17 protein-coding genes and 1 pseudogene are annotated in these 22307 nt (G+C 64.1%); 5 read left to right on the plus strand and 13 right to left on the minus strand.

Features of this window, described 5'->3' with window-relative positions; translation table 11 throughout:
• Nucleotides 1–96: 96 nt before the first annotated feature.
• From OOT33_RS15975 to OOT33_RS16000, 6 genes and pseudogenes are all read right to left on the minus strand, one after another.
• The gene (locus OOT33_RS15975; RefSeq protein WP_232333060.1) at nucleotides 97–885 is read right to left on the minus strand and encodes an AraC family transcriptional regulator; all 789 of its coding nucleotides are present in this window, start codon (nucleotides 883–885) and stop codon (nucleotides 97–99) included.
• A 70-nt stretch (nucleotides 886–955) separates the two neighbouring features.
• Nucleotides 956–2266: an MFS transporter gene (locus tag OOT33_RS15980; protein WP_232333061.1), complete on the minus strand. Its 1311-nt coding sequence runs from the start codon at nucleotides 2264–2266 to the stop codon at nucleotides 956–958.
• The gene (locus OOT33_RS15985; RefSeq protein WP_307751026.1) at nucleotides 2250–3200 is read right to left on the minus strand and encodes an alpha/beta hydrolase fold domain-containing protein; all 951 of its coding nucleotides are present in this window, start codon (nucleotides 3198–3200) and stop codon (nucleotides 2250–2252) included. Before OOT33_RS15985 ends, OOT33_RS15980 begins: the two co-directional genes overlap by 17 nt.
• A gap of 55 nt (nucleotides 3201–3255) precedes the next feature.
• A pseudogene (locus OOT33_RS15990) lies at nucleotides 3256–4659 on the minus strand (FAD-binding oxidoreductase).
• 8 nt (nucleotides 4660–4667) lie between these two features.
• Nucleotides 4668–6797 carry a TonB-dependent receptor domain-containing protein gene (locus OOT33_RS15995; protein ID WP_307751027.1) on the minus strand — a complete coding sequence of 710 codons (2130 nt, stop codon included), beginning with the start codon at nucleotides 6795–6797 and terminating at the stop codon, nucleotides 4668–4670.
• A gap of 156 nt (nucleotides 6798–6953) precedes the next feature.
• Nucleotides 6954–8438: a carboxylesterase family protein gene (locus OOT33_RS16000; protein ID WP_307751028.1), complete on the minus strand. Its 1485-nt coding sequence runs from the start codon at nucleotides 8436–8438 to the stop codon at nucleotides 6954–6956.
• 280 nt (nucleotides 8439–8718) lie between these two features.
• On the opposite strand from OOT33_RS16000, the gene OOT33_RS16005 reads away from it, so the two are divergent.
• The 3 genes from OOT33_RS16005 to OOT33_RS16015 are packed head-to-tail and all read left to right on the plus strand — an operon-like array spanning nucleotide 8719 to nucleotide 11751.
• The gene (locus tag OOT33_RS16005; RefSeq protein ID WP_198046083.1) at nucleotides 8719–9114 is read left to right on the plus strand and encodes an Hsp20/alpha crystallin family protein; all 396 of its coding nucleotides are present in this window, start codon (nucleotides 8719–8721) and stop codon (nucleotides 9112–9114) included.
• Complete coding sequence (gene lon, locus OOT33_RS16010; protein WP_296540388.1) at nucleotides 9111–11021, plus strand: endopeptidase La; 1911 nt, start codon at nucleotides 9111–9113, stop codon at nucleotides 11019–11021. Before OOT33_RS16005 ends, lon begins: the two co-directional genes overlap by 4 nt.
• On the plus strand, nucleotides 10987–11751 hold the full coding sequence (locus tag OOT33_RS16015) for an IS6-like element IS6100 family transposase (protein WP_001389365.1): 765 nt from the start codon (nucleotides 10987–10989) through the stop codon (nucleotides 11749–11751). The genes lon and OOT33_RS16015 overlap by 35 nt, the downstream gene beginning before the upstream one ends.
• Here OOT33_RS16015 and OOT33_RS16020 read toward each other — a convergent pair.
• The 3 genes from OOT33_RS16020 to OOT33_RS16030 all read right to left on the minus strand — a co-directional run bounded on the left by OOT33_RS16020 (nucleotide 11723) and on the right by OOT33_RS16030 (nucleotide 16703).
• Nucleotides 11723–13288 (minus strand): sigma 54-interacting transcriptional regulator, encoded by a 1566-nt coding sequence (locus OOT33_RS16020; RefSeq protein ID WP_307751032.1) that lies wholly within the window; start codon nucleotides 13286–13288, stop codon nucleotides 11723–11725. The genes OOT33_RS16015 and OOT33_RS16020 overlap by 29 nt on opposite strands.
• A 383-nt stretch (nucleotides 13289–13671) precedes the next feature.
• Nucleotides 13672–15252, minus strand: coding sequence for an AMP-binding protein (locus OOT33_RS16025; RefSeq protein WP_049771327.1), 1581 nt, complete (start codon nucleotides 15250–15252; stop codon nucleotides 13672–13674).
• Nucleotides 15253–15299: 47 nt separating this feature from the next.
• Nucleotides 15300–16703: an aldehyde dehydrogenase family protein gene (locus OOT33_RS16030; protein WP_011950407.1), complete on the minus strand. Its 1404-nt coding sequence runs from the start codon at nucleotides 16701–16703 to the stop codon at nucleotides 15300–15302.
• A gap of 133 nt (nucleotides 16704–16836) precedes the next feature.
• Here OOT33_RS16030 and OOT33_RS16035 point away from each other — a divergent pair, with 133 nt between their 5' ends.
• Nucleotides 16837–17601 carry an IS6-like element IS6100 family transposase gene (locus OOT33_RS16035; RefSeq protein WP_001389365.1) on the plus strand — a complete coding sequence of 255 codons (765 nt, stop codon included), beginning with the start codon at nucleotides 16837–16839 and terminating at the stop codon, nucleotides 17599–17601.
• Nucleotides 17602–18018: 417 nt separating this feature from the next.
• Complete coding sequence (locus OOT33_RS16040) at nucleotides 18019–18621, plus strand: hypothetical protein (RefSeq protein ID WP_011950469.1); 603 nt, start codon at nucleotides 18019–18021, stop codon at nucleotides 18619–18621.
• An 81-nt stretch (nucleotides 18622–18702) separates the two neighbouring features.
• Here the strand turns inward: OOT33_RS16040 and OOT33_RS16045 are convergent, their stop codons facing one another.
• Genes OOT33_RS16045 through OOT33_RS16060 form a run of 4 tightly spaced genes read right to left on the minus strand, consistent with a single transcriptional unit; the run spans nucleotide 18703 to nucleotide 22170 of the window.
• Nucleotides 18703–20982: a nitric-oxide reductase large subunit gene (locus OOT33_RS16045; protein WP_011950470.1), complete on the minus strand. Its 2280-nt coding sequence runs from the start codon at nucleotides 20980–20982 to the stop codon at nucleotides 18703–18705.
• Between the two features lie 20 nt (nucleotides 20983–21002).
• Complete coding sequence (locus OOT33_RS16050) at nucleotides 21003–21473, minus strand: membrane protein (protein WP_011950471.1); 471 nt, start codon at nucleotides 21471–21473, stop codon at nucleotides 21003–21005.
• On the minus strand, nucleotides 21473–21751 hold the full coding sequence (locus tag OOT33_RS16055; protein ID WP_011950472.1) for a DUF1971 domain-containing protein: 279 nt from the start codon (nucleotides 21749–21751) through the stop codon (nucleotides 21473–21475). Before OOT33_RS16055 ends, OOT33_RS16050 begins: the two co-directional genes overlap by 1 nt.
• Nucleotides 21748–22170 carry a globin domain-containing protein gene (locus tag OOT33_RS16060; protein ID WP_017183257.1) on the minus strand — a complete coding sequence of 141 codons (423 nt, stop codon included), beginning with the start codon at nucleotides 22168–22170 and terminating at the stop codon, nucleotides 21748–21750. The genes OOT33_RS16055 and OOT33_RS16060 overlap by 4 nt, the downstream gene beginning before the upstream one ends.
• Nucleotides 22171–22307: the final 137 nt, after the last annotated feature.

A 22307-nucleotide genomic window follows, 5' to 3' on the forward strand; every position in this document is an offset into this window, starting at 1 on the left:
AATACCAGCGCACCGCCCACAGGATCACATCACCCTGGAAATGGCGCCACTTGAAATCCGTCATCGTTCCGTCCGTCCAATCTCCGCCAAGCATGCTCAAGCTTCACGATTTTTGCAACAGAGCCTCCGCGCGCGATACTGGGTCGGCGCGGTGCCGAAGCGGCGACTGAAGGCGCGGGTGAAGCTGGCATTGTTGAGATAGCCGCAGCGATAGCCGACCGATGCGACCGGCAGGTCGGTCGACAGGAGCAGCATCTTCGCACCCTCGAGCCGTTTCTCGGCCAGCGCATCGGCGATCGAACAGTCGAACATGTCGCGGAAACCGCGGGTCAGCTTGGCGCGGTTGAGACCGCAGGCGCGCGACAGCGTGTCGAGCGTCAGCTTCTCCGCCCAGCGCTCGTCGATCATCGACCTTGCATTGAGGATGCGGCGGCTGTCCTCCTGTGACAAATGGCTCTCCCCCAGCACCGGAACCAGCGCGCTGTCCCCGATCAGGCGCAGCGTATCGCACAGCAATTCGATGCTCTTGGCGAGACGGTAGGGCTCGCGCGCGCCTTCGGGCATGTCGCAGTCGCGGATGGCCAGGGCGATCTCGCGCAGTTCGCGGGTGATGTGGAAGGCGCCGTCGCGCCCCTCGGGCAGCGCGCCGAACAGCCGCTCGATCGCCGAGGCGGAGACGATCAGGAGAAGCTGGTCGTCGCCGAGCGTCGCGGCGGAGGGATCGGCATGCCAGCGGACCGTGGCAGGGGTACCGACGCAGCCGAGCGTGTAGCTGAGCGCAACCGGTTCGGCCGGCCAGGGGCGTTGCGGCAACGCGCCCGCGCCTACCATTGCCGCCATCTCGTGGGAGACCTGTACCCAGTCCCGCTCGACCATCCAGCGCATCCTCTCATCCTATCGAGGAAAAGCTAGACCTTCCTGATAGGTTTGTCGAGACCTATCAGAAAGGTAAAGGTCATGTGGCGAGCGAGGTCGAATCGCGCGGCGCGTGGCGCATCGCCAGGGGGAAGGCGAGCGAGGCGATCGCCGTGATCACGACGCCGACGATCGCGAGCGCGGTGCCCAGATGGCTCTCCCCGCCCAGCAGGCCGCTGACCAGCGTGATCAGCGGCGGCGCCACGCCGAAGCCGAGGACGCCGGCCAGCGCCACGAACAGCCCAATGCAGAATCCGCGCAGCTCGTTGGGCAGCAGGACCGTGATGGTGACGCCGACGATCAGCCCGGCGGCTGTGCCGCAGAACAGGAAGAGCCCGAGCATCAGCGCGAAACTGGGCACGTCGGGGGCGAGCGGGAAAAGTGACATCGGCACCGACAGGGTCGTCGCCGCGATCGCGCCGATCAGGATGCCGCCACGGCGCGGAAGGCGATGGCCCCAGTCGGCGACAAGACCGCCCAGGATCGATCCGATCACGCCGGCGGCGAAGACGACCAGGCCCATCCACTGGGCGAACTGATCGGGCTGGAGCCCATAGCTGCGGCTCAGCACCGGCGCGGCCCAGATGCCGGCGGCGGTATCGATCATCGCGACCGAGAGCTGGCCGGCGAACAAGGGAAGGATGAAGGCACGCCGGTCCCAAAGTTCGCGCATCGCGACCGAGAAGGGAGCATCGGCGCCCGCGACCGTCTCGCGCCGGGCCGGCTCGCGGACGAACAGCAGCGGCAGGCACACGATCACGCCGATCGCGGCCACGGCGAGATGGACCCCGCGCCAAGGCGCGACCGGGCCGATCCATGCGGGAAGCACCATCGTGCCGAGCATGCCGAACAGCCAGCCGCCCAGCGCGAACGCACCCGCGCTGCCGCCCCATTTGCCGAGCGTCAGGACCAGCATCGCGCTGCCGCGCTGGGTCGGCGGGCACATGTCGGCCGCGATCGAGATAGCGGCGGTGACCGAACAGAAGCCGCCCACCGCGACGAACATCCGGGCGATGAACAGCCCGGTGACGCTGTCGGCGAAGGCGGTCAGCACCAGCCCGATCGTCCAGCCGAGCACCAGCAGGAGCAGGAGCCGCATCCGGTTGCTGCTGTCGACCAGTCGTCCGATCGGCACCGCCAGCACGGCGAGCGGCGCCGCCGCGCCCACGCCCTGGATGAAGCCGAGCTGGTTGTCTGTCAGGCCCAGTTCGGCCTTGGCGGCCTCCTGGACGATGCTGAAAAGGAAGATCGACATCGTGCCGATGGCCAGCGCCAGCGCCAGGGCGAACAGCGCGGGCAGCGCGGCGGACAGGCGCGGTTCGGCGCGCGTTGGGTCAGGTGCGAGGGGCAAGGAACCTCCTGAGGGCCGACTGGCTGAGCTGCCGCGCCTGCCGGCTGACATAGGCGTCGGCCTGCAGTTCGAAGGCGTGGAAGGCTCCGGGAAAAAGATGGAATTCGATCGGCACGCCTGCGCGGGCGAGGCGGCGCGCATAATCGAGATTCTCCTCCAGGAAGAGATCGAGCGCTCCGGCGTAGAGGAAGGTCGGCGGCAGGCCTGACAGGTCGGTCGCGCGGGCGGGCGCCGCATAGGGCGAAACGTCGGCGCCGCCGGGCGCATGGCCGAGCAGGGCTTCCCAGCCGAAGCGGTTCTTTTCCGGCGTCCAGACATATTCGCCGACGAAGGGATGGGGTTCGGCGCCGCTGCCGTTGCGATCGTCGAGCATCGGATAGATGAGCTGCTGGAAGGCGAGGGGATATTCGCCGCGGTCGCGCGCCAGCAGCGCCAGCGCCGCGGCAAGGCCGCCGCCCGCGCTTTCGCCCATCACGCCGATCCGGGCCGTATCGAAACCCTGTTCGGCGGCGTTGGCGAAGACCCAGGCAAGGCCGGCATAGCAGTCCTCGATCGAGCCGGGAAACACGGTCTCGGGCGCGAGCCGATAGTCGACCGAGACGATCGCGCAGTTCAGCTCGATCGCCAGCGGCCCGTTGGACATGTCCCGCTGATCCGCGGTGCCGGCGACAAAGCCGCCGCCATGGATGTGATAGATGACGGGAAGCGGGGCGGCGGCCGCGTCCTTCGGTCGCAGGACGCGCAGCTGGATGTCGGGGCCCCCCGCAGGGCCGGCGACGGTCTTCACCTCGATCGCCGCGTCGGTCTGCGCCGGCGGCAGCATCGCCCTCAACTGCTCGCGCAGCGCAGGCAGGCTTTCGCGGCTGAGCTCGCTGTCCGGAAACTGCTCCAGAACGGGCAGGAGTTCGGGGTCGACGAGGTGGCGGCTGTTCACGGGCAGATCCTTTCCAGCGGACATGACGGAGGCCCGGACGGAACCGGGCCTTCGTTCAAAGCTGGAATATCTTGCCGGGGTTGAACAGGTCCTTCGGGTCGATCGCACGCTTGATCAGCCGCATCATTTCGACCGCGTCACCCAGTTCGTCGACGAGGAACTGCTGCTTGCCCAGACCGATGCCATGTTCGCCGGTACAGGTGCCGTCCATGGCGAGCGCGCGGGCGACGATCCGGTCGTTGAGTGCCTCGACCTCGATCATCTCCTCCGGCCTTTTGGGATCGATCGCGAAGATCACGTGGAAATTGCCGTCGCCGACATGGCCGAGGATCGTCGAGGGTACCGACGACGTCGCAAGATCTTCCTTGGTCTCGACGATGCATTCGGCGAGGCGGCTGATCGGCACGCAGACGTCGGTGGTCCAGCCGACCGCGCCGGGGCGCTGGTTGACCGCGGCGTAATAGGCCTCGTGCCGCGCTTTCCACAGCCGGTTGCGTTCTTCGGGCAGGTTCGACCAGAGGAACTCGCCGCCGCCATTATAGCCGGCGATCTCGCGCACCGTCTCGACCTGCTCCTCGACATAGCGTTCGGAGCCGTGGAATTCGAACAGCAGGGTCGTCTTTTCGGGATAGTCGAGCTTCGAATAGGCGTTGCAGGCCCGAACCTGCGCATCGTCGAGGATCTCGATCCGCGCGACCGGCACGCCGATCTGGATCGACTGGACGACGGTGTCGACCGCGCCCTTGAGGGTCTCGAAGGAGCAGACCGCCGAGGAGATCGCCTCGGGAATGCCGTGCAGGCGCAGGGTGATCTCGGTGATGATGCCCAGCGTGCCTTCGGCGCCGATCATCAGACGGGTCAGGTCGTAGCCCGCCGCCGACTTGCGCGCCCGGCGCGCGGTACGGATCACCTTGCCGTCGGGGGTGACGACGCGCAGCGACAGGATCGCCTAGCGCATCGTACCGTAGCGCACCGCGTTGGTGCCGGACGCACGGGTCGACGCCATGCCGCCGATGGTGGCGTTGGCCCCGGGATCGATCGGGAAGAACAGCCCCTGGTCGCGCAGATGTTCGTTGAGCTGTTCGCGCCGCACCCCCGCCTGGACGGTGCAGTCGAAATCCTCCTGGTTCACCTCGAGGATCGCGTTCATCTCCGACAGGTCGATCGTGAGGCCGCCCTTGACCGGGGTGACGTTGCCCTCGAGCGAGGTGCCGGCGCCGAAGGCTATGATCGGTACCTCGGCGGCGACGCACAGCCTGACCAGCGCCGCCACCTCTTCGGTCGAGCGAACGAAGGCGACCGCATCGGGCAGCACCGGATCGAAATGGGTCTCGCTCGACCCATGCTGGAGGCGGATCGCCTCCCCGGTGCCGAGCCGGTCGCCGACCACCGCACGAACCTCGTCGAGGAAGCCCGTGGGCAGCGGCTTGCGGTCGAAATTGGGCAGGGGCGCGGTCATGGCCTGTCTCAATATTTGAAGGAGGCGCGGACGCCGTAGCGACGACGATCCCCGATGATGCCCAGGTCGGAAGCCGCCGGCAGGCCCGCGAGCAGGGACGCCGTCTTCTCGATGTAGCTCTCGAAATACTTCTTGTTGAGCAGGTTGTTGCCGAAGATCGCCAGCTCGAACGGACCGGTCTTGTAGGTGATCGAGCCGTTGACCAGCGCATAGCCCTTCAGGAAGGTCGGCGTGGTCTCGTTGAGCGTCCCGGCGAGGCGCTTGCCCTTGCCCTGCACGCCGGCGCTGAAGGTCAGCGTGTCGTCGCCGATCGGCACGGCATAGTCGCTCGACAGGCTGAACATGATGTCCGGCTGGAAGGTGAGGCGGTCGCTCGAAAGCGTGCGGCCGGTGACGGCGGTATAAGGCGAACTGTCCGTCAGGCGGGCGTGCATGTAGGTGAGGCTACCGCTGATCGTCCATTGCTGGGTCGGCCGCACCAGCCCTTCGAGTTCGACGCCGTAGCTTTCGACATCGCCGCTGTTCAGGTCGACCTTGACGAGGCCGGAGGGGAGAGCCGGCGCGACCGAGTTGGGGCCGATATAATCCTTATAGTCGTTGTAGAAGACTGCGGCCGACAGCGAGAGCGCGCGGGTCGAATATTTGGTCCCGGCCTCGTACGTCCAGGCGGAGTCGCCCTTGTAGGTCCGGAATGGCGCGTTGGGGGCGTTGAAGCCACCGCCACGATAACCGCGCGCCACCGAGGCGTAGCTCATCATGCTGGTGTTCCAGTGACGGGTCACGGTCAGCTTGGGCTGGACCTGATCCGATTTGAGGCTGGCATCGGGGAGCGCCGCCCCATTGACGGTGCCCGAAGCCTTGCGGCTTTCATGGTCGTACCGCAGGCCGAGGGCCACTTCCCAATCGATGTTGGGCTTCCAGAATAGCGTGCCGAACGCGGCGTAGGTATTTCCCACGCGCTTGTCGGTCTGCCGTACCACGGCATTTCCGGCGATGACGATAGTGCGCGCCAGCGAGGCCGAGGTCGTTTCGCGGCTGTAGAACAGGCCGAACAAGGTCGAGATCTGGTCGCTCAAGTCGCTGTCGAGGCGAAGCTCGGTCGTTGTCGTGCGCAGGCGGTCGGGGCTGTTGTCGCGGACCGCGTTCAGCGGGCCGAAGTCGGCGTCCGAGTCCGGCGAAACGGTGTTGCGCAGGTCATAGGCTGCCTGAAGGGTCAGCTTGCTGGCGAGTGCTTCGATCGGGGTTTCGATCTTCGCATTGACGCCACGATATTTGTAATTGGCGACACCCAACGCGTTGAACTGGTTGGTGCGCAGATAGTCGGTCGGGCCGGTGACGCGGGCATAGGGGCCATTGGTGCCTTTCACCCAGTCATAATAGCCGCCGATGGTGATCGTCAGGTCTTCGGTTGGCGTCGCGCGGATGGTGGCGTTGATCGAGTCGGTGTTGAACTTGTTCGACTTGCCGCCGATTATGACGTTGTTGATGAAGCCGTCCTGTTCGCGGTGCGACCCGGCGACACGGACCGCCAGCTTGTCTTCGACGATCGGTCCGGCCACCGAAGCGCCGACCTGCCAGGCGTTGTCGGGGCCGGCATAGCTCGCCATGCCGCGCGCTTCGAAGACGTTGCCCGGCTGGCGGGTAATGACGTTGATCGCGCCGCCGAGCGTATTCTTGCCGTAGAGCGTGCCCTGCGGGCCGCGCAGCACCTCGATCCGTTCGACGTCGTTCAGCGGGTTGTTGAGATAGGCGGTGTTGGGACGATAGATGCCGTCGACAAACAGGCCGACACCCGGCTGCACGGTGCTGACGATGGTGACGCCGACGCCGCGGATCGACACGATGGCGCGGCCGGCACCATCGCTGTTGATGTTCAGACCCGGCGACAGAAGGGCTGCCTCGCGGACCGAGTTGATGCTGCGCTTCGCCAACACGTCGCCGGAAACGGCGGTCACCGCGACCGGAACGTCGAGAAGGGTTTCGTTGCGCTTGCGGGCGGTGACGATGATGTCCTGGATGATGTCCTGATCGCCGGTCGCTTCCTCGGCCGCGGCGGGGGCGGCCTGCTGCGCGACGGCCGACGAGGCGGCGAGCGCGACGAACGCACATCCCGAGACGAGCATGGTGGTGAAGCGCATCTGTGGTCCTCTCCTGAAACGCGCCGACCTTTGATGATCTGGCGCCAACCAATGAAGAGGACCTATCCGATAGCTTACCTTTCAGAAAGGTCCTGATGCACCGCCGGCTTTGCCGATCGGCTCGGACAATTGACCGGCCCGATCAAGTGTCTGAAATCAAGGAAGAAAGGTCGCCGCCGGCAGGCGTGGTTCGGAACGGGCGAGTCCGTCCGAAATCGAATAGACCAGCCTTTTCTCGCGGTCGAACGGCGACCAGGGCAGGTTGCCGTCGCGGGCGAAGTCGACCCAAAGCCGATGCATGCGATCGGCGAGCTGCTGCGGCGGGGCTTCCCCGACCAGGCCCTGCGCGCCCGTCGCGGTCGCGAGCGTGTCGAACACGAAGGGCAGTTCGACCGCGTGGCAGGAGCCGAGCTCGCCCTTGAAGGCGGGCGAGCGCCAGTCGAACTCGTACATATGCGTCCGGCCCTGATGCTCCTCGGCGAAACGGCGCGCGGGCCAGCGGAAGACGAGGTCGTTCATCGCGTCGGTCAGCGCCTGTCCGGGCTTCACGCCATGCTTCCCCAGGCCATAGGCCTTGAGCACCCTGCGCGCGCCCGGTTGCGATCGGCTGAGCAGGAATGTCGCGAGCAGGCCACCGATCTTGTCGCGCACCCCGGAGGGGACGAGGAAGAGATTCATCTCCTCCGCATTGGTGCCGATCAGGACCTCGACATCGCTCCCCGCGCCGCGCCGCAAAGCTTCGAGCGGTTGGAGCGGAAGGACGTCGTCGCCATGGACGGGCAGGAAGCGACTGAGGCCGAACATCGGCTCATGCCCCCTCGAATCGCGCAGGTCGATCCGCGCGGTCGGCGCCGATATCTGCTCGACCGCGTCGAGCGCATCGCCCGGCGCCACGCTGGCGAAGCCGGCCCGGTCGGGCGTCACCCGCAGCAGCTTGGCCAGCTTCTTGACCAGTCGCTGCATCACCGGGATCTCGCGGGTCATGCCGGCATGGCCGCTCTGGATGATAGCGCGGCGGAACAGGCCTTTGGCGAGCGGGGAAGCGATCAGGTCGGCGATCGCCATGGCGCCCGCGGACTCGCCGAACACCGTGATATTGCGCGGATCGCCGCCGAATGCCGCGGCATTCGCGCGCACCCACTGCAGCGCTGCGATCATGTCGCGCAGGCCCAGATTGGTGGGCACGCCCGGGATTGGAAGGAAGCCGTCGATGCCCATGCGGTAGTTGATCGCGAAACAGACCAGACCGGCGCGGGCGAAGGCGGCGCCGTCGCTGATCGACACGTCCTTGCTGCCGATCACGAAGCCGCCGCCGTGGATCCACACCATCACCGGCCGGCCGCCGCCATTGGCCTCGGGCGTCCAGATATTGGCCGACAAATAATCGTCGCCCTGAACCCAGCCGCTGCCGATCAGCGGTGTGACGTCGAGGCCGGGGAATGCCTTGACCCGATGGGGGGCGTTGGGGCCGGGGTCGACCGCGTCGCGCACGCCTTCCCAGGGTTCGGCGGGCGCGGGGGCGGCGAAGCGACGGTCGCCCACCGGCGCGGCCGCATAGGGAACGCCGCGGAAGCGGCGAACGCCCGCTTCGATTGTTCCCCGCACCGTTCCAGCGGTCGTGTCGACGATCGCTCTAGCCATCATGATCTCCTGCACATTTTCGTTCTACCTAACGCATATACGCACCACGGTGCCCGCTATTGCAGTGTGCAGACCGGCTCTATCTGGATGCGCCCCGTCTTGCGGGCCGGAACTTCGGACGCTCCCCGGCGTCGAACGGCGGGACGCTAGGCTCGTTTCGGGCACCGCTTGAAATTGCGGGTCCGCGTTTCCTTATTACGGGGGAGCGGCCGTGCCCCACGGCACACCCCCGGCCGCCGAGAGAGGACGTCACATGAATTCTGGCCGATCGCGGGATTGGATGTGGGCGGAAGCCGTCGACCTGATCGACCGCGTGCAGCGCCTGCATCAGCAGGCCTTCGCCCCGTCGCGGGCGAGCGGCGGCGCGCCCAGTTGGGAGCCGCCGGCCGACATGCTCGAGACCGAGGGCGAACTGCTCGTGCTCGTCGCGCTGCCCGGGGTCGACCTCGACCAGACCGAGGCGTTCATCGACGACGGCGTGCTGGTCGTCCGCGGCTACCGGATCCTGCCTCCCGAACTGCGCATCGCCAAGATCCATCGGCTCGAACTCCCGCAAGGCCGGTTCGAACGACGCCTGCCGCTGCCGCCGGGCCGCTATGACTCGGTTCGCCGGTCGAGCGTGCATGGATGCCTGCTCGTGACGTTGAACAAGGTGAATGGAGGGCTGCGGCGATGACCGACCTGGCCGACAGCAAGACGATCGAGGCGCAGGAGGCACGGACCGACGCCGGTCCCCGCCTGCCCGAACTTCCCGCCGACGCGATGATCATCGTGCCGGTCCGCAACTTCGTGATGTTCCCCGAGGTGGTGATGCCGCTGGCGATCGGCCGGCCGGTGTCGATCAACGCGGCGCAGGCGGCGGTTCGCGAGAGCCGCCCCGTCGGCGTGCTCGCCCAGCGCGACGCCGACGCCAAGGAGCCCGGTCCGCTCGACATGCACCGCATGGGCACCATCGCCAATGTGCTGCGCTACATCACCGGGCCCGACGAGACCCATCACCTGATCGTCCAGGGCGAGACACGCTTCCGCGTCGTCGAATTCCTCGACGGCTGGCCGTTCCTCGTCGCCCGGATCGAGCGCATCGAGGAGCCCGCACCCGAGGGCAACGAGGTCGAGGCGCGCTTCATCAACCTGCGCAACCAGGCGCTGGAGACGGTGGGGCTGCTGCCGCAGGCGCCGCAGGGCCTGGCCGACGCGATCCGCACGATCGCGGCGCCCGGCGCGCTGGCCGACCTGACGGCGGCCTATCTCGATATCGGCGCCAACGAGAAGCAGGACATATTGGAGACGGTCGCGCTGCAGCCGCGCCTCGACAAGGTCATGGCGCTGCTCGCCCAGCGGCTCGAGGTGCTGCGCCTGTCGGCCGAGATCGGCAAGGGCGTGCAGGAGAAGCTCGGCAACCGCCAGCGCGAGCATCTGCTGCGCGAGCAGATGGCCGAGATCCAGCGCCAGCTCGGCGAGGACGAGGGCAATTCGGCCGAGATCGCCGAACTCAGGGAAGCCATCGCCGGAGCCGGCATGCCCGAAGAGGTCGAGAAGCAGGCCACGAAGGAGCTGCGCCGGCTGGAGCGCATGCCCGACGGCGCGGCCGAGCACGGCATCATCCGCACCTATCTCGATTGGCTGACCGAACTGCCCTGGGCGCTGCCCGCGCACAAGGACATCGACATCGCCGAGGCGCGGGCCCAGCTCGACGCCGACCATTATGGGCTGGAGAAGATCAAGAAGCGGATCATCGAATATCTCGCGGTCCGCAAGCTGGCGCCTGAGAGCAAGGCGCCGATCCTGTGCTTCGCGGGCCCCCCGGGGGTCGGCAAGACCTCGCTCGGCCAGTCGATCGCCAAGGCGATGGGGCGCGAGTTCGTCCGCGTCAGCCTGGGCGGCGTCCATGACGAGGCCGAGATACGCGGCCACCGGCGCACCTATATCGGCGCGCTGCCGGGCAACATCATCCAGGCGATCCGCAAGGCGGGCACGCGCGACTGCGTGATGATGCTCGACGAGATCGACAAGCTGGGCCGCGGCGTCCAGGGCGATCCGTCGGCAGCGATGCTGGAGGTTCTCGACCCCGAGCAGAACGGCACCTTCCGCGACAATTATCTCGGCGTGCCCTTCGATCTCAGCCGGGTCGTGTTCATCGCGACCGCCAACATGCTCGACACCATCCCCGGACCGTTGCGCGACCGGATGGAGGTGATCTCGCTCCCCGGCTACACCGAGGAGGAGAAGCTCCACATCGCCCGCCGCTATCTGGTCGGCCGCCAGCTCGAGGCGAACGGGGTGAGCGCCGAGCAGGTCGAGATCGACGATGCCTCGCTGCAGGCGATCATCAGCTTCTACACGCGGGAAGCCGGCGTGCGGAACCTGGAGCGCGAGATCGGCAAGGTGATCCGCCACGCGGCGGTGCGCATCGCCGAGGGCAGCGACACCCATGTCAAGATCGGCGAGAAGGATGTCGTCGAGGTTCTCGGCGGCCATATCTTCGAGGGCTCTGTTGCAAAAATCGTGAAGCTTGAGCATGCTTGGCGGAGATTGGACGGACGGAACGATGACGGATTTCAAGTGGCGCCATTTCCAGGGTGATGTGATCCTGTGGGCGGTGCGCTGGTATTGTCGCTATCCGATCAGCTATCGCGACCTTGAGGAAATGCTGGCGGAACGCGGCATTTCGGTCGACCATACGACGATCTATCGCTGGGTCCAGTGCTACGCCCCGGAGATGGAGAAGCGGCTGCGCTGGTTCTGGCGGCGTGGCTTTGATCCGAGCTGGCGCCTGGATGAAACCTACGTCAAGGTGCGGGGCAAGTGGACCTACCTGTACCGGGCAGTCGACAAGCGGGGCGACACGATCGATTTCTACCTGTCGCCGACCCGCAGCGCCAAGGCAGCGAAGCGGTTCCTGGGCAAGGCCCTGCGAGGCCTGAAGCACTGGGAAAAGCCTGCCACGCTCAATACCGACAAAGCGCCGAGCTATGGTGCAGCGATCACCGAATTGAAGCGCGAAGGAAAGCTGGACCGGGAGACGGCCCACCGGCAGGTGAAGTATCTCAATAACGTGATCGAGGCCGATCACGGAAAGCTCAAGATACTGATCAAGCCGGTGCGCGGTTTCAAATCGATCCCCACGGCCTATGCCACGATCAAGGGATTCGAAGTCATGCGAGCCCTGCGCAAAGGACAGGCTCGCCCCTGGTGCCTGCAGCCCGGCATCAGGGGCGAGGTGCGCCTTGTGGAGAGAGCTTTTGGCATTGGGCCCTCGGCGCTGACGGAGGCCATGGGCATGCTCAACCACCATTTCGCAGCAGCCGCCTGATCGGCGCAGAGCGACAGCCTACCTCTGACTGCCGCCAATCTTTGCAACAGAGCCCGAAGGACCGCAGACATTCCAGTGCGTCATCCGAGAGGGAAAGTGTCAAACGATCGCCGATTTCGCGATCGACGATTTGTCCTATGAGTTCCGACAAATCCGCTCGCTCGCGTAAGGGGGGCAAGGTGACGCAGAGTCCATCAATGCGGTAGTAAAGGTCTTCCCGAAATTCGCCCGTGGCGACGAGCGCCTTGAGGTCACGATGGGTCGCACAGACCAGAGAGATATCGATCGGCCTGTCCTTCGATCCGCCCACCGGCATGACGGCCCGCTCCTGCAGAACCCGCAGAAGACGAGCCTGTAGCGAGAGCGGCATGTCCCCGATCTCATCCAGGAAGAGTGTTCCACCATGGGCCTGCTCAAATTTACCCGGAGCGCCTCCCCGGCGAGCGCCGGTAAACGCCCCTTCCACATATCCGAACAATTCGGCCTCGATCAGTCCGTCGGGAATGGACGCACAATTTACCGGCACGAACGGCCCGTTTCGCCGCGGCCCTGAGGCGTGCAGCTCCCGCGCAAGAACCTCCTTTCCAGTTCCCGTCTCGCCGGTTAGGAGAACAGGAATATCACGAGCGAACGCCAGCTTCGCGTCGCCAATGGTGTCCAGCAGGGCGGGATCGGAACAGAACATGTCAGAAGAGGCATGAGACGAACGCTTGCCCGAGGGCGGCGGCAAGAGCGCCTTACCAACCCGCATAACGTCATCTGCATGGCGGGCGAGACTGAGGTGGACGCGGATGCCGGCCGGCGTGTCTGTCACGATCGGTTCGGCATTGCGGCCGCTAAGCTCGTCAACCGCACGCGCAAAAGGCAGGTCGAACATGTGATCGAACTCTGTCGCCGAACGCGTATGCCCAAGCAGCTTGCGCGCGATCTGGTTCCCACCGAGCAATTGCCCATGTTCCGAGAAAGCGAGAACGGCAGCCAAGGGCGTGCGAAGCAGGTCAGGGTGATAATGTAACGAGACGTGCAGAGCGCCCGGAAGGTCAAGCAGCATATGATTTTCTATGGCTCGGGCGGCAACCCGCAACGCCTCGCAAACTGATGACAGATCCCTGCCGCTGCGGCAGGTGGCATTCAAGACGCCGATCAGGTCCCCGTTAACGTCGAACAGAGGAACGGCCGCGCAAGAATAGCCATGAATCTCGTCAAGGAAATGCTCGTTGGCGTGGACAATAAAGGGTTTCTGTTCCACGAGCGCGCATCCCGGCGCTCCGGTGCCGATCGCACTTTCGCTGAGGGAAACCCCGTTCCGGAAAAGACTCTCCAGTTCGCGGCACGGCCCCTCGGCGTCGCCGATCGAGCAAATGACAAATCCGCTGACGTCAAGGCAGGCCAGCACCCAATCCTGCGTGTGAAACGCTTTGTAAAGCCGTGTCATCTCCGGCATCGCATAGCGAATGAGCCGTTCACCCCTTTCTGTGGCGATCCGGCGTTCGCCAGGCGCCGCCATGTCGAACAACCTCTTGTCGGACGCGCTCAAACCCAGGCGTCTTGATCGCTCCCAGGAACGCGTGATCGGCTCGGGCACCCACTGCGACACGATACTCTCGCCCGAGAAGAAAAGATCTCGTGCCCTCCTTGTCTGGCGGACCTGTTCCAGATTCATGGATTGCCTCTCGTACCGTTGTCTTTCCGAACGGTGGGGTGCCCGGCGCCTGGACCGGACGGCGCTGATCCCTCTCTCCATTCGAACATCTTTATCGCCCGTCATGCTAGCTTGTTCGACGGACGCGAACAACCATCTCTCCTTCTCTGGAAGATCCGATCGTGCCGAAACAGATCGATGCCTGGCGATCACAAAAATGGTCGGCCAGGCGACACATGCGCCTGGCCGACCATAGTGGCTCAAGGGGAGAGGAATACTCAAGCCACCAAGCCCAGTTCAGCTTCCATCGTCTTGCGCATCTCGAACTTCTGCGCCTTGCCCGTGACCGTCATAGCGAAGCCCTCGACGATGCGGACATAGCGGGGAACCTTGTAGTGGGCGATCTTACCCCGGCAGTGGGCAATCACATCGTCGGCGCTCAGCCGATGGCCGGCTCGCGCTATGACCCATGCGCAGACTTCCTCACCAAATTTAGCGTCGCTGACGCCAAAGACCTGCACATCGACGATCAACGGGTGGCCAAGCAGGAATTCCTCGAGCTCGCGCGGATAGATATTCTCGCCGCCCCGGATGATCATGTCCTTGATGCGGCCGGTAATGCGAACATAGCCCCGCTCATCCATCACCGCGAGATCGCCCGAGTGCATCCATCCTTCCGCGTCGATGGCATCGTCGGTCTTTTCCGGATCGTTCCAATATCCCTGCATCACCGCATATCCGCGCGAGCAATATTCGCCCTGTTGGTTCACCTGCAATGTCTCGCCGTTCAACCCTACGATCTTTGCTTCGGCATGAGGGTGGACGCGGCCCACCGTCGCCACTCGCTCTGCGACGGGATCGTCTATCGACGTCTGCGTCGTCAGGGGACTGGTTTCGGTCATGCCATAGCCGATAGTCACCTCGCGCATGTTCAACCGATCCATGATCTGCTCCATCATGGCCGCCGGGCAAGGGGCGCCCGCCATGATCCCGGTGCGCAAGGACGAGACGTCGAACTGATCGAGGTCCGGATGGTTGAGGATCGTGATCAGCATGGTCGGCACTCCGTAAAGCGCCGTACAACGTTCATCTCGCACCGCCTCAAGTGTCATCCGCGCATCATAAGCCTCTCCGGGGTAGATCATCGCAGCCCCGCTCGTCACGGATGCAAGATTACCCAGGACCATGCCGAAGCAATGATAGAGCGGAACCGGAATGCAGATGCGGTCCTTGACGGTGAGATTGATGGTTTGTCCCGAAAAATAACCATTGTTGAGAATGTTGCGATGCGTAAGCGTTGCCCCCTTTGGAAAACCCGTCGTGCCGCTGGTGAATTGTATGTTGATGGCATCGTCCGGTCGCAGACTTTCCGATGCCGCGCCCAGCAGCAGGGGATCCGCCGACACGCGCAGTTGCTCCCAAGGAATGAAACCGTCATGTGCCTGCTCACCAAGCGAAATCACCAGGCGAAGGTCAGGTAAACTACGCGTCCCGATCTCGCGTAGCATGGCGATGTAGTTACTGCTTTTGAAGGCAGATGCCGTCACCAGCACGCTGCAGCCGACCTTTGCGAGCGCATACTCGATTTCGCTGACACGATAGGCAGGATTGATGTTTACCAGGATCGCGCCGATCTTGGCGGTCGCGAATTGAATCACGGTCCATTCGGCGCAATTGGGCGCCCAGATGCCGACCCGATCGCCGCGACGCACCCCATGATCGAGCAGTCCGCACGCGACCCGTTCCGCTTCGCGGTTCAGTTCCTGCCAGCTCCAGCATATATTCTGATGCCGGGAAACCAATGCCAGTTCACTCCCCCAGCGCCGGGCAGCCACCGATAGGGCTTCTCCCAGCGTCATCTCCAGCAGCGGAACATCAGCCGCGCCTTTCGCAATTGAGAGCACGGTCACCTCTTGATGTTGATCACTTGGAGCTGCGTATATTCGGCGAGGCCCTCGACGGACTGCTCGACACCCAGGCCGGAATTTTTGAAGCCGGCCATGGGGATGTGCGGGCCGATCGCGATATGCTGGTTGACCCACATCTGACCGCTTTCGATACGCTCGGCGATCGCCGCGGCGCGCTCGACATCTTTCGACCAGATGGATCCACCCAGGCCGTATTCGGAGGAATTGACGCAGCGTACCACGTCGTCCACATCCGAGAAGGCGATGACCGGCAATATGGGTCCGAATTGCTCTTCATCCACGATCGTATGGCCGTCGCTGATATCCCGGACGATGGTCGGTTGGATGAAATAGCCGGCTCGCTCCATGGCTTCGCCACCGGCGATGATCTTGCCGTCGCGCCGGGCCGCCTCCAGGAATCCCTTCACCTTTTCAAATTGCGCGCGGTTCTGGATCGGACCGATATTCGTTCCCTGCTTCAGTCCGTCATCGACGACGGCTTCCTGCGCCAGCCTTGCCAATTCGTCGCACATCGCCTCGTAGATCGATTCATGCACATAGGCCCGCTTCACCGCCAGGCAGACCTGTCCGCAGTTGAGGAACGCGCCGTTGAAGATCGCCAGCGCCGTCTCACGCACATCGACATCCTCCAGCACGATGGCCGGATCGTTGCCGCCCAGCTCGAGCGTGACGCGCTTGAGCGTATCAGCGCTGCTCGCCGCGATCCGCTTGCCGGTGGCGGTCGAACCCGTGAAGCCAATTTTGGCGACATCCGGATGGGCGGTGAGATGCGGCCCCAGGTCATTATCGTCGGTGATGATGTTGACCACGCCCGCCGGGAAGATGTCTCGGCACAGCGCGCCTAATGCAAGGGCGGTGACGGGCGTGGTAGGGGCCGGCTTCAAGATGATGCTGTTTCCCGCCAGCACGGCGGGACCGATCTTCCAGCAGGCGACGAGCAGCGGGAAGTTCCATGCGATGATCCCGACGACCACGCCTAGCGGCCGATGCTTGACGACGATATGGGCCTGCTCATCGTCCTGTATGACCCGGTCGGGAAGCTCGAGAGTGGCGTAGTGCCGGAGATATCCTTCCGTCCACGCAACTTCCCCCTGGGCCTCGGCAAAGGGCTTGCCCTGTTCTTGCACCAGCAGGCGCGCGAGATTGTCGCCATCGGCCGCGATGGCATCGGCAAGCTCGATGAGCTTGGCCTGGCGCTGCGCGAAGGGCGTCTCGGCCCAGCCGGGATAGGCTGCCTTGGCGGCTTTGATGGCTTCGTCGGCCTGAGCCGCTGAAGCGCGCGGCACGGTCACGAACGCTTCGCCGAGTGCGGGGTTGATGACCTCGAGCGTGCCATCGCCCTCCACGAGTTGGCCCCCAATCAGCAACTTATAATCAGACATGCTTGTCTCCAGCCACATACGTGGGAAAATCGAATATGCAGGGCATCCAGAGCGCCCCATGGTCGCCGGTCTGGCTCTGTTGCAAAAATCGTGAAGCTTGAGCATGCTTGGCGGAGATTGGACGGACGGAACGATGACGGATTTCAAGTGGCGCCATTTCCAGGGTGATGTGATCCTGTGGGCGGTGCGCTGGTATTGTCGCTATCCGATCAGCTATCGCGACCTTGAGGAAATGCTGGCGGAACGCGGCATTTCGGTCGACCATACGACGATCTATCGCTGGGTCCAGTGCTACGCCCCGGAGATGGAGAAGCGGCTGCGCTGGTTCTGGCGGCGTGGCTTTGATCCGAGCTGGCGCCTGGATGAAACCTACGTCAAGGTGCGGGGCAAGTGGACCTACCTGTACCGGGCAGTCGACAAGCGGGGCGACACGATCGATTTCTACCTGTCGCCGACCCGCAGCGCCAAGGCAGCGAAGCGGTTCCTGGGCAAGGCCCTGCGAGGCCTGAAGCACTGGGAAAAGCCTGCCACGCTCAATACCGACAAAGCGCCGAGCTATGGTGCAGCGATCACCGAATTGAAGCGCGAAGGAAAGCTGGACCGGGAGACGGCCCACCGGCAGGTGAAGTATCTCAATAACGTGATCGAGGCCGATCACGGAAAGCTCAAGATACTGATCAAGCCGGTGCGCGGTTTCAAATCGATCCCCACGGCCTATGCCACGATCAAGGGATTCGAAGTCATGCGAGCCCTGCGCAAAGGACAGGCTCGCCCCTGGTGCCTGCAGCCCGGCATCAGGGGCGAGGTGCGCCTTGTGGAGAGAGCTTTTGGCATTGGGCCCTCGGCGCTGACGGAGGCCATGGGCATGCTCAACCACCATTTCGCAGCAGCCGCCTGATCGGCGCAGAGCGACAGCCTACCTCTGACTGCCGCCAATCTTTGCAACAGAGCCGCTGAACGTAGAATGAGCTAAGCGGCTCGATAGCGTTGCGTCAACCTGGGGCGCTTGACGTCTCGATTGTCGCAGAAGCGGTCGTTCAAGGGCTAGGATAGACCGGTAGAGAGGACCCGGCTCTTTGGACAACTCTATTATTGCAGTCCGAACCTCTAACCACGACTTGTCTGGCTAACTCGCCTGTGCCCATCAACCGGAAGTCGAAATCGAGGAGATGCTCATTGCCGCTTTTGAGCCTTTCAGGCTGCGTTGTCTCGAAAATCAGCGTTTCCGAGACCAAGCGATATATCAACGATTTTCGCCCTCGCCCGTAAACTGATCTGCTCGTCCAACCGGCATCAGGTTTTGATAGGATGAGGCATGGCTAACGAACATGAGTTGGTTGCCGATTCAAGAGTTGTGGCGACTTGGATCGAAGGATGGACCATTGCCCGCGAAACGCCGCCTCCGGTCGAAGATCACGGTGGTTTCAGAGTCGATGTGGGATGGCCGCAACAACGGACGCGCTATGTCTTTACCGATATCTCGCCGGCCCTGCACGAATTGGCCACCACGATCGAGGAGCCGTGGGTTTTTTTGAAAGCTTGTGTCTCGGCGACAGCAATGCGCGTCGCCTTACCAGAACACTGGGTAATACAGCCACCGGGCTTCATGATGAAATATCGGCGCATCATGCCCGGCGATTCCGCGCCTCCTGACGGCTATCTGCTCGATGCGGCTGAACCTCGCCCCATTGTAATCGTGCGGGCGCTTACTCCGAGCGGCGCGCTGGTCGCAATCGGACGTGTCGTTCGCGTCGGTGAGTTTGCCATATACGATCGGATCGAAACCAACGCCGCTCATAGACGGCGCGGCCTCGCGCGAACCGTCATGAAGAAACTTGAATCCATCGCGCGCATCATGGTGCGACGCGGGAGGTGTTGGTCGCCACTGCAGAGGGTCGCGGTCTCTATGCATCCTTAGGATGGGAATTGCATTCCCTCTACACCACAGCAGTCATTTTACGGGCTGACTGATATCCACAAATCGGCACGTAGGTGTTAGTCAAACGCTCTGTTCGTTCGCCTTTGCAGTAGAGGCGGGTACTTCCGGTATGGGCCGAAGCCATTGCAGCGCGACAAACGCCGTCAGCAGCAGCGCGCCAGCGGCAAATACCACATCGCCGGGGGTGCGCATCCACACGAGGAAATGGATCAGCGGCCGATCCATAAACGCGGCCGACCGCGCATAGGCGTAGCCATGATCGAGCGCCGCCTGAAGTTGCAGCACGCCCATCGGCAGCAGCGTGAGCAGGGCCATCAGGGCAAGCCCGATGTTGAAGCACCAGAAGCTCGCGCGTAGCCAGCCTTCGTTCCAATGGATATGATCGCGCAGGCCGCGCAGGCAGAAGAGCATCAGGCCGATGCCGAGCATCCCATAGACGCCGAAGAGCGCGGTATGGCCGTGCAGCGGGGTCAGGTTGAGTCCCTGGACGTAATAGAGCGCGATCGGCGTGTTGATGAGGAAGCCGAACAGGCCGGCGCCGACCAGATTCCAGAAGCTCACCGCGAGGAAAAACATGATCGGCCATTTGTAGCGCGCCATCCACGGCGTCGCGCGACTGTGCGACCAGGTGTCCATCGCCTCGAGGCCGATTAACGCGAGCGGGACCACCTCAAGCGCGGAGAAACTGGCGCCGAGCGCCACGCCCGCCATCGACGTGCCGACGAAATAGAGATGGTGGAACATGCCAAGCACGCCGCCCGACAGGAAGACGATCGTCGCGAACAGCACATTGACCGTGGCCGTGCGGCCGCGCACCAGCCCCAGCTTTACGAACAGGAAGCTGATGACGGCGACCGCGAAAATCTCGAAGAAGCCCTCGACCCAGAGATGGACCACCCACCAACGCCAATACTCAACCTCGGACAGGTGGCTGCGCGCGCCATACATGAGCCCCGCGCCATAGAAGAGACCGATCGCCACCGTGGAGAGGAACAGCAGGCCGACGATCGAGGACATCTCATCCCGGCGCCGGATCGCGGGCCAGAGCGCGCGACCCACGAGGAAGAGCCACAGCAGCAGGCCGATGAAGAGGTATATCTGCCAGAACCGGCCAAGATCGACATATTCCCAGCCTTGATGCCCGAACCAGAAGTTTTCGGTGAGGCCCATCTTCTGCATCACCGCCAGCCATTGTCCGGCGAACGCGCCGACGACGATGACGATCAGGCTGACGAACAGGAAGTTGACACCGGCGCGCTGCCACGGCGGCTCATGGCCGGAGATGGCGGGCGCGATATAGAGGCCGGTGCCGAGCCAGGCCGTCGCGATCCACAGCACCGCGAGCTGGGTGTGCCAGCTTCGAGTCAGGCTGTAGGGTAGCCAGTCGGCGAGGTTGATGCCGTAGAAATGCTGGCCCTCGACCTGATAATGCGCGGTCGCCGCCCCCAGGCCGATCTGCGCGAGCAGGAGCGCGATGACGATCCAGAAATATTTGGCGCTGGCACGCATCGAGGGTGTCAGAACGATCCCCTTGAGCGGATCGGCCGCGGGCGGGGTGAGCGGCGGTTCCTTGCCGTGCCAGACCGCATAGTGCCACGCGAGAAGGCCGATGCCGGCGAGCATGAAGAGGATGCTGAAAAGCGACCACATGAAGGTGCCGGACGTGGGCACGTTGCCGACCAGCGGTTCGGAGGGCCAGTTGTTGGTAAAGCTCACCATATCGCCGGGCCGATCGGTCACGGTCGCCCAGGCTGTCCAGAAGAAGAAGGCCGCGAGTTCCCTGCGCCGCGCCGGATCGGGAAGTGTGTTCTCCTTCATGGCGTAGGCGACGCGCAAATCGCGCGTTGCCGGGTCAGCGGAGAACAGGCTGTCATAATGCCTTGCCACGCCGGCGATCGCTGCAGCGCGCGCGTCGCTGATCGTCAGCGTGCCGGTCGCAGCGTCATAGGTGTTGGCACGGAAGCCGGGACGTAGCTCGGCCTGCAAAGCCGCCTTATCTGCCAGCGACAGCATGTCGAAGCTGGCCGCGCCCTTCGTGCGGGCAACGGCGTCGAGCTGGGCCAGCGCCTCCCGGTGCAGCCAGTCGGCGGACCAGTCGGGCGCGATCAATGCGCCGTGACCCCACACGCTGCCGAGCTGCTGGCCGCCCATCGACTGCCAAACCTGTTGGCCGGTCTCGATATCGTCGCGTGTGAAGACGGTGCGCCCGGAAGCGGTCACGACCCGTTCGGGGATCGGCGGCGCGGTACGCATAAGGTCCGACCCGAGCCACAGCATCACCGCGAATCCTGCGAAGATGACGGCAGCCAGGCCGATCCACAGCCGTTTCGTCGTCGACATCGTTCCCCGTCCCTCTTCCTTTAGAAAAGCCCGTGACTGCCGCCGACGGCGCCGATCAGCGCGATGACCGATGCCGCCAGCAGCAGACGGTGCATACGCTCCATGCGTGCGAAGTCGGCCGCCGGATCGGGGGAAGCGGCCATGCGGCGGTGCAGATAAAGCGGCTCGATGACGAACAGCATGGCGACGAACACCAGCCAGATCGCCACCATCGCTTGCATCCACCAGAGGCGGGGATCGGCGAAACGCTCCCACAGGTCCGCCCGCCAGGTCATCCAGAAGCCGCTAGCGCCGGCAAGGAGAACCCACAGCCGAGCCTGCGGCGCGAAGCGGCCTTCGATCCGGTGAAATGCCGCCAGCCTCTCAGCGGGCGGATTGCCGGCACGCACGGCCGGCATCAGCACCAGCGTCACGAAGGCGACGCCGCCGATCCAGAACAGGACGGCGACGACATGGATCACGCGCGCAAGAGTGAAATCGTCCGCGATCATCAGCTCTTCGGGGGCGGCTCATGGTAAAATTCGACCTGCATCCGCATCGGACCCAGCGGGGTCACGAAATGCGGCTGCTGCGGTTCGATCAGACCGGGATGACCGGGCTTCAGGATGACTTCCGACGCCGGCTCGAGATAGGTGAGCTTCAGTTCACCTTCGAGGACGCGGATCAGTCCCCACACCCCCGCCTTGGTGTCATGGCGCGCGCGCAGCGCCGCCGGCAATGTGTCCTGATCGAACACCGGCGACGAGCTGTAGGGCGCCGGCCCCGTCATGCGGCCTGGGCCTCGTCATAAAGCTCGGCCTCGCGCGCGATCAGAATGTCGGCGAGGAACCAATAGGCTTCGCCCCATGCCGCCAGGATTTCGTCCGTCGCGGCCTCGCCCAGGATGTCGCGAATGGCCGGCAGCAAGGCATTGGCGACCGCAGGATAATGCTCTGGTTTGATATGGGTATCGACGTGCCGCCCGGCGATCCGCTCGATCGCCGGTTTCAGGACGTCGAGCTTGTCCACATTCTGGGCGAACGCCAGGATCGCCGCCGCAAGGCGCTTGGGTTGCGCGCCCGACTCCTGCGCGGCCATGTCGAACAGCGCCTTGATCTCGGGATCGACAAATAGCCGCTGATACATGCGCGTGGTGATGTCCACGCCATGCTGTTGAAGGGCTGGCGCCGTCGCTTTGACCAACGTCATGGTTTGGGGAGACAATGCTTTGGTCACGACGATCCTCTTCATGATAACAGTTTGCTTGTAGAGGCTGTCGGTGCGAGCCGGTTTGCGCTGGCGCAAACTCGGCTCTGTTATTTCGACTAGATCGACCCGAACGAGAG

The organism is Sphingobium sp. DEHP117 (genome assembly GCF_030867385.1).
In the GTDB taxonomy this organism is placed as follows: domain Bacteria; phylum Pseudomonadota; class Alphaproteobacteria; order Sphingomonadales; family Sphingomonadaceae; genus Sphingobium.

Coding starts and splice junctions, on each gene's coding strand:
- OOT33_RS16005 (WP_198046083.1), top strand. CDS start 8,719: ATGTGGGCGGAAGCCGTCGACCTGATCGACCGCGTGCAGCGCCTGCAT.
- OOT33_RS16025 (WP_049771327.1), bottom strand. CDS start 15,252: ATGACGCTGGGAGAAGCCCTATCGGTGGCTGCCCGGCGCTGGGGGAGT.
- OOT33_RS16030 (WP_011950407.1), bottom strand. CDS start 16,703: ATGTCTGATTATAAGTTGCTGATTGGGGGCCAACTCGTGGAGGGCGAT.
- OOT33_RS15975 (WP_232333060.1), bottom strand. CDS start 885: ATGCGCTGGATGGTCGAGCGGGACTGGGTACAGGTCTCCCACGAGATG.
- OOT33_RS16000 (WP_307751028.1), bottom strand. CDS start 8,438: ATGGCTAGAGCGATCGTCGACACGACCGCTGGAACGGTGCGGGGAACA.
- OOT33_RS16045 (WP_011950470.1), bottom strand. CDS start 20,982: ATGTCGACGACGAAACGGCTGTGGATCGGCCTGGCTGCCGTCATCTTC.
- OOT33_RS16035 (WP_001389365.1), top strand. CDS start 16,837: ATGACGGATTTCAAGTGGCGCCATTTCCAGGGTGATGTGATCCTGTGG.
- OOT33_RS16050 (WP_011950471.1), bottom strand. CDS start 21,473: ATGATCGCGGACGATTTCACTCTTGCGCGCGTGATCCATGTCGTCGCC.
- OOT33_RS16015 (WP_001389365.1), top strand. CDS start 10,987: ATGACGGATTTCAAGTGGCGCCATTTCCAGGGTGATGTGATCCTGTGG.
- OOT33_RS16060 (WP_017183257.1), bottom strand. CDS start 22,170: ATGACGTTGGTCAAAGCGACGGCGCCAGCCCTTCAACAGCATGGCGTG.
- OOT33_RS15995 (WP_307751027.1), bottom strand. CDS start 6,797: ATGCGCTTCACCACCATGCTCGTCTCGGGATGTGCGTTCGTCGCGCTC.
- lon (WP_296540388.1), top strand. CDS start 9,111: ATGACCGACCTGGCCGACAGCAAGACGATCGAGGCGCAGGAGGCACGG.
- OOT33_RS16055 (WP_011950472.1), bottom strand. CDS start 21,751: ATGACGGGGCCGGCGCCCTACAGCTCGTCGCCGGTGTTCGATCAGGAC.
- OOT33_RS16040 (WP_011950469.1), top strand. CDS start 18,019: ATGGCTAACGAACATGAGTTGGTTGCCGATTCAAGAGTTGTGGCGACT.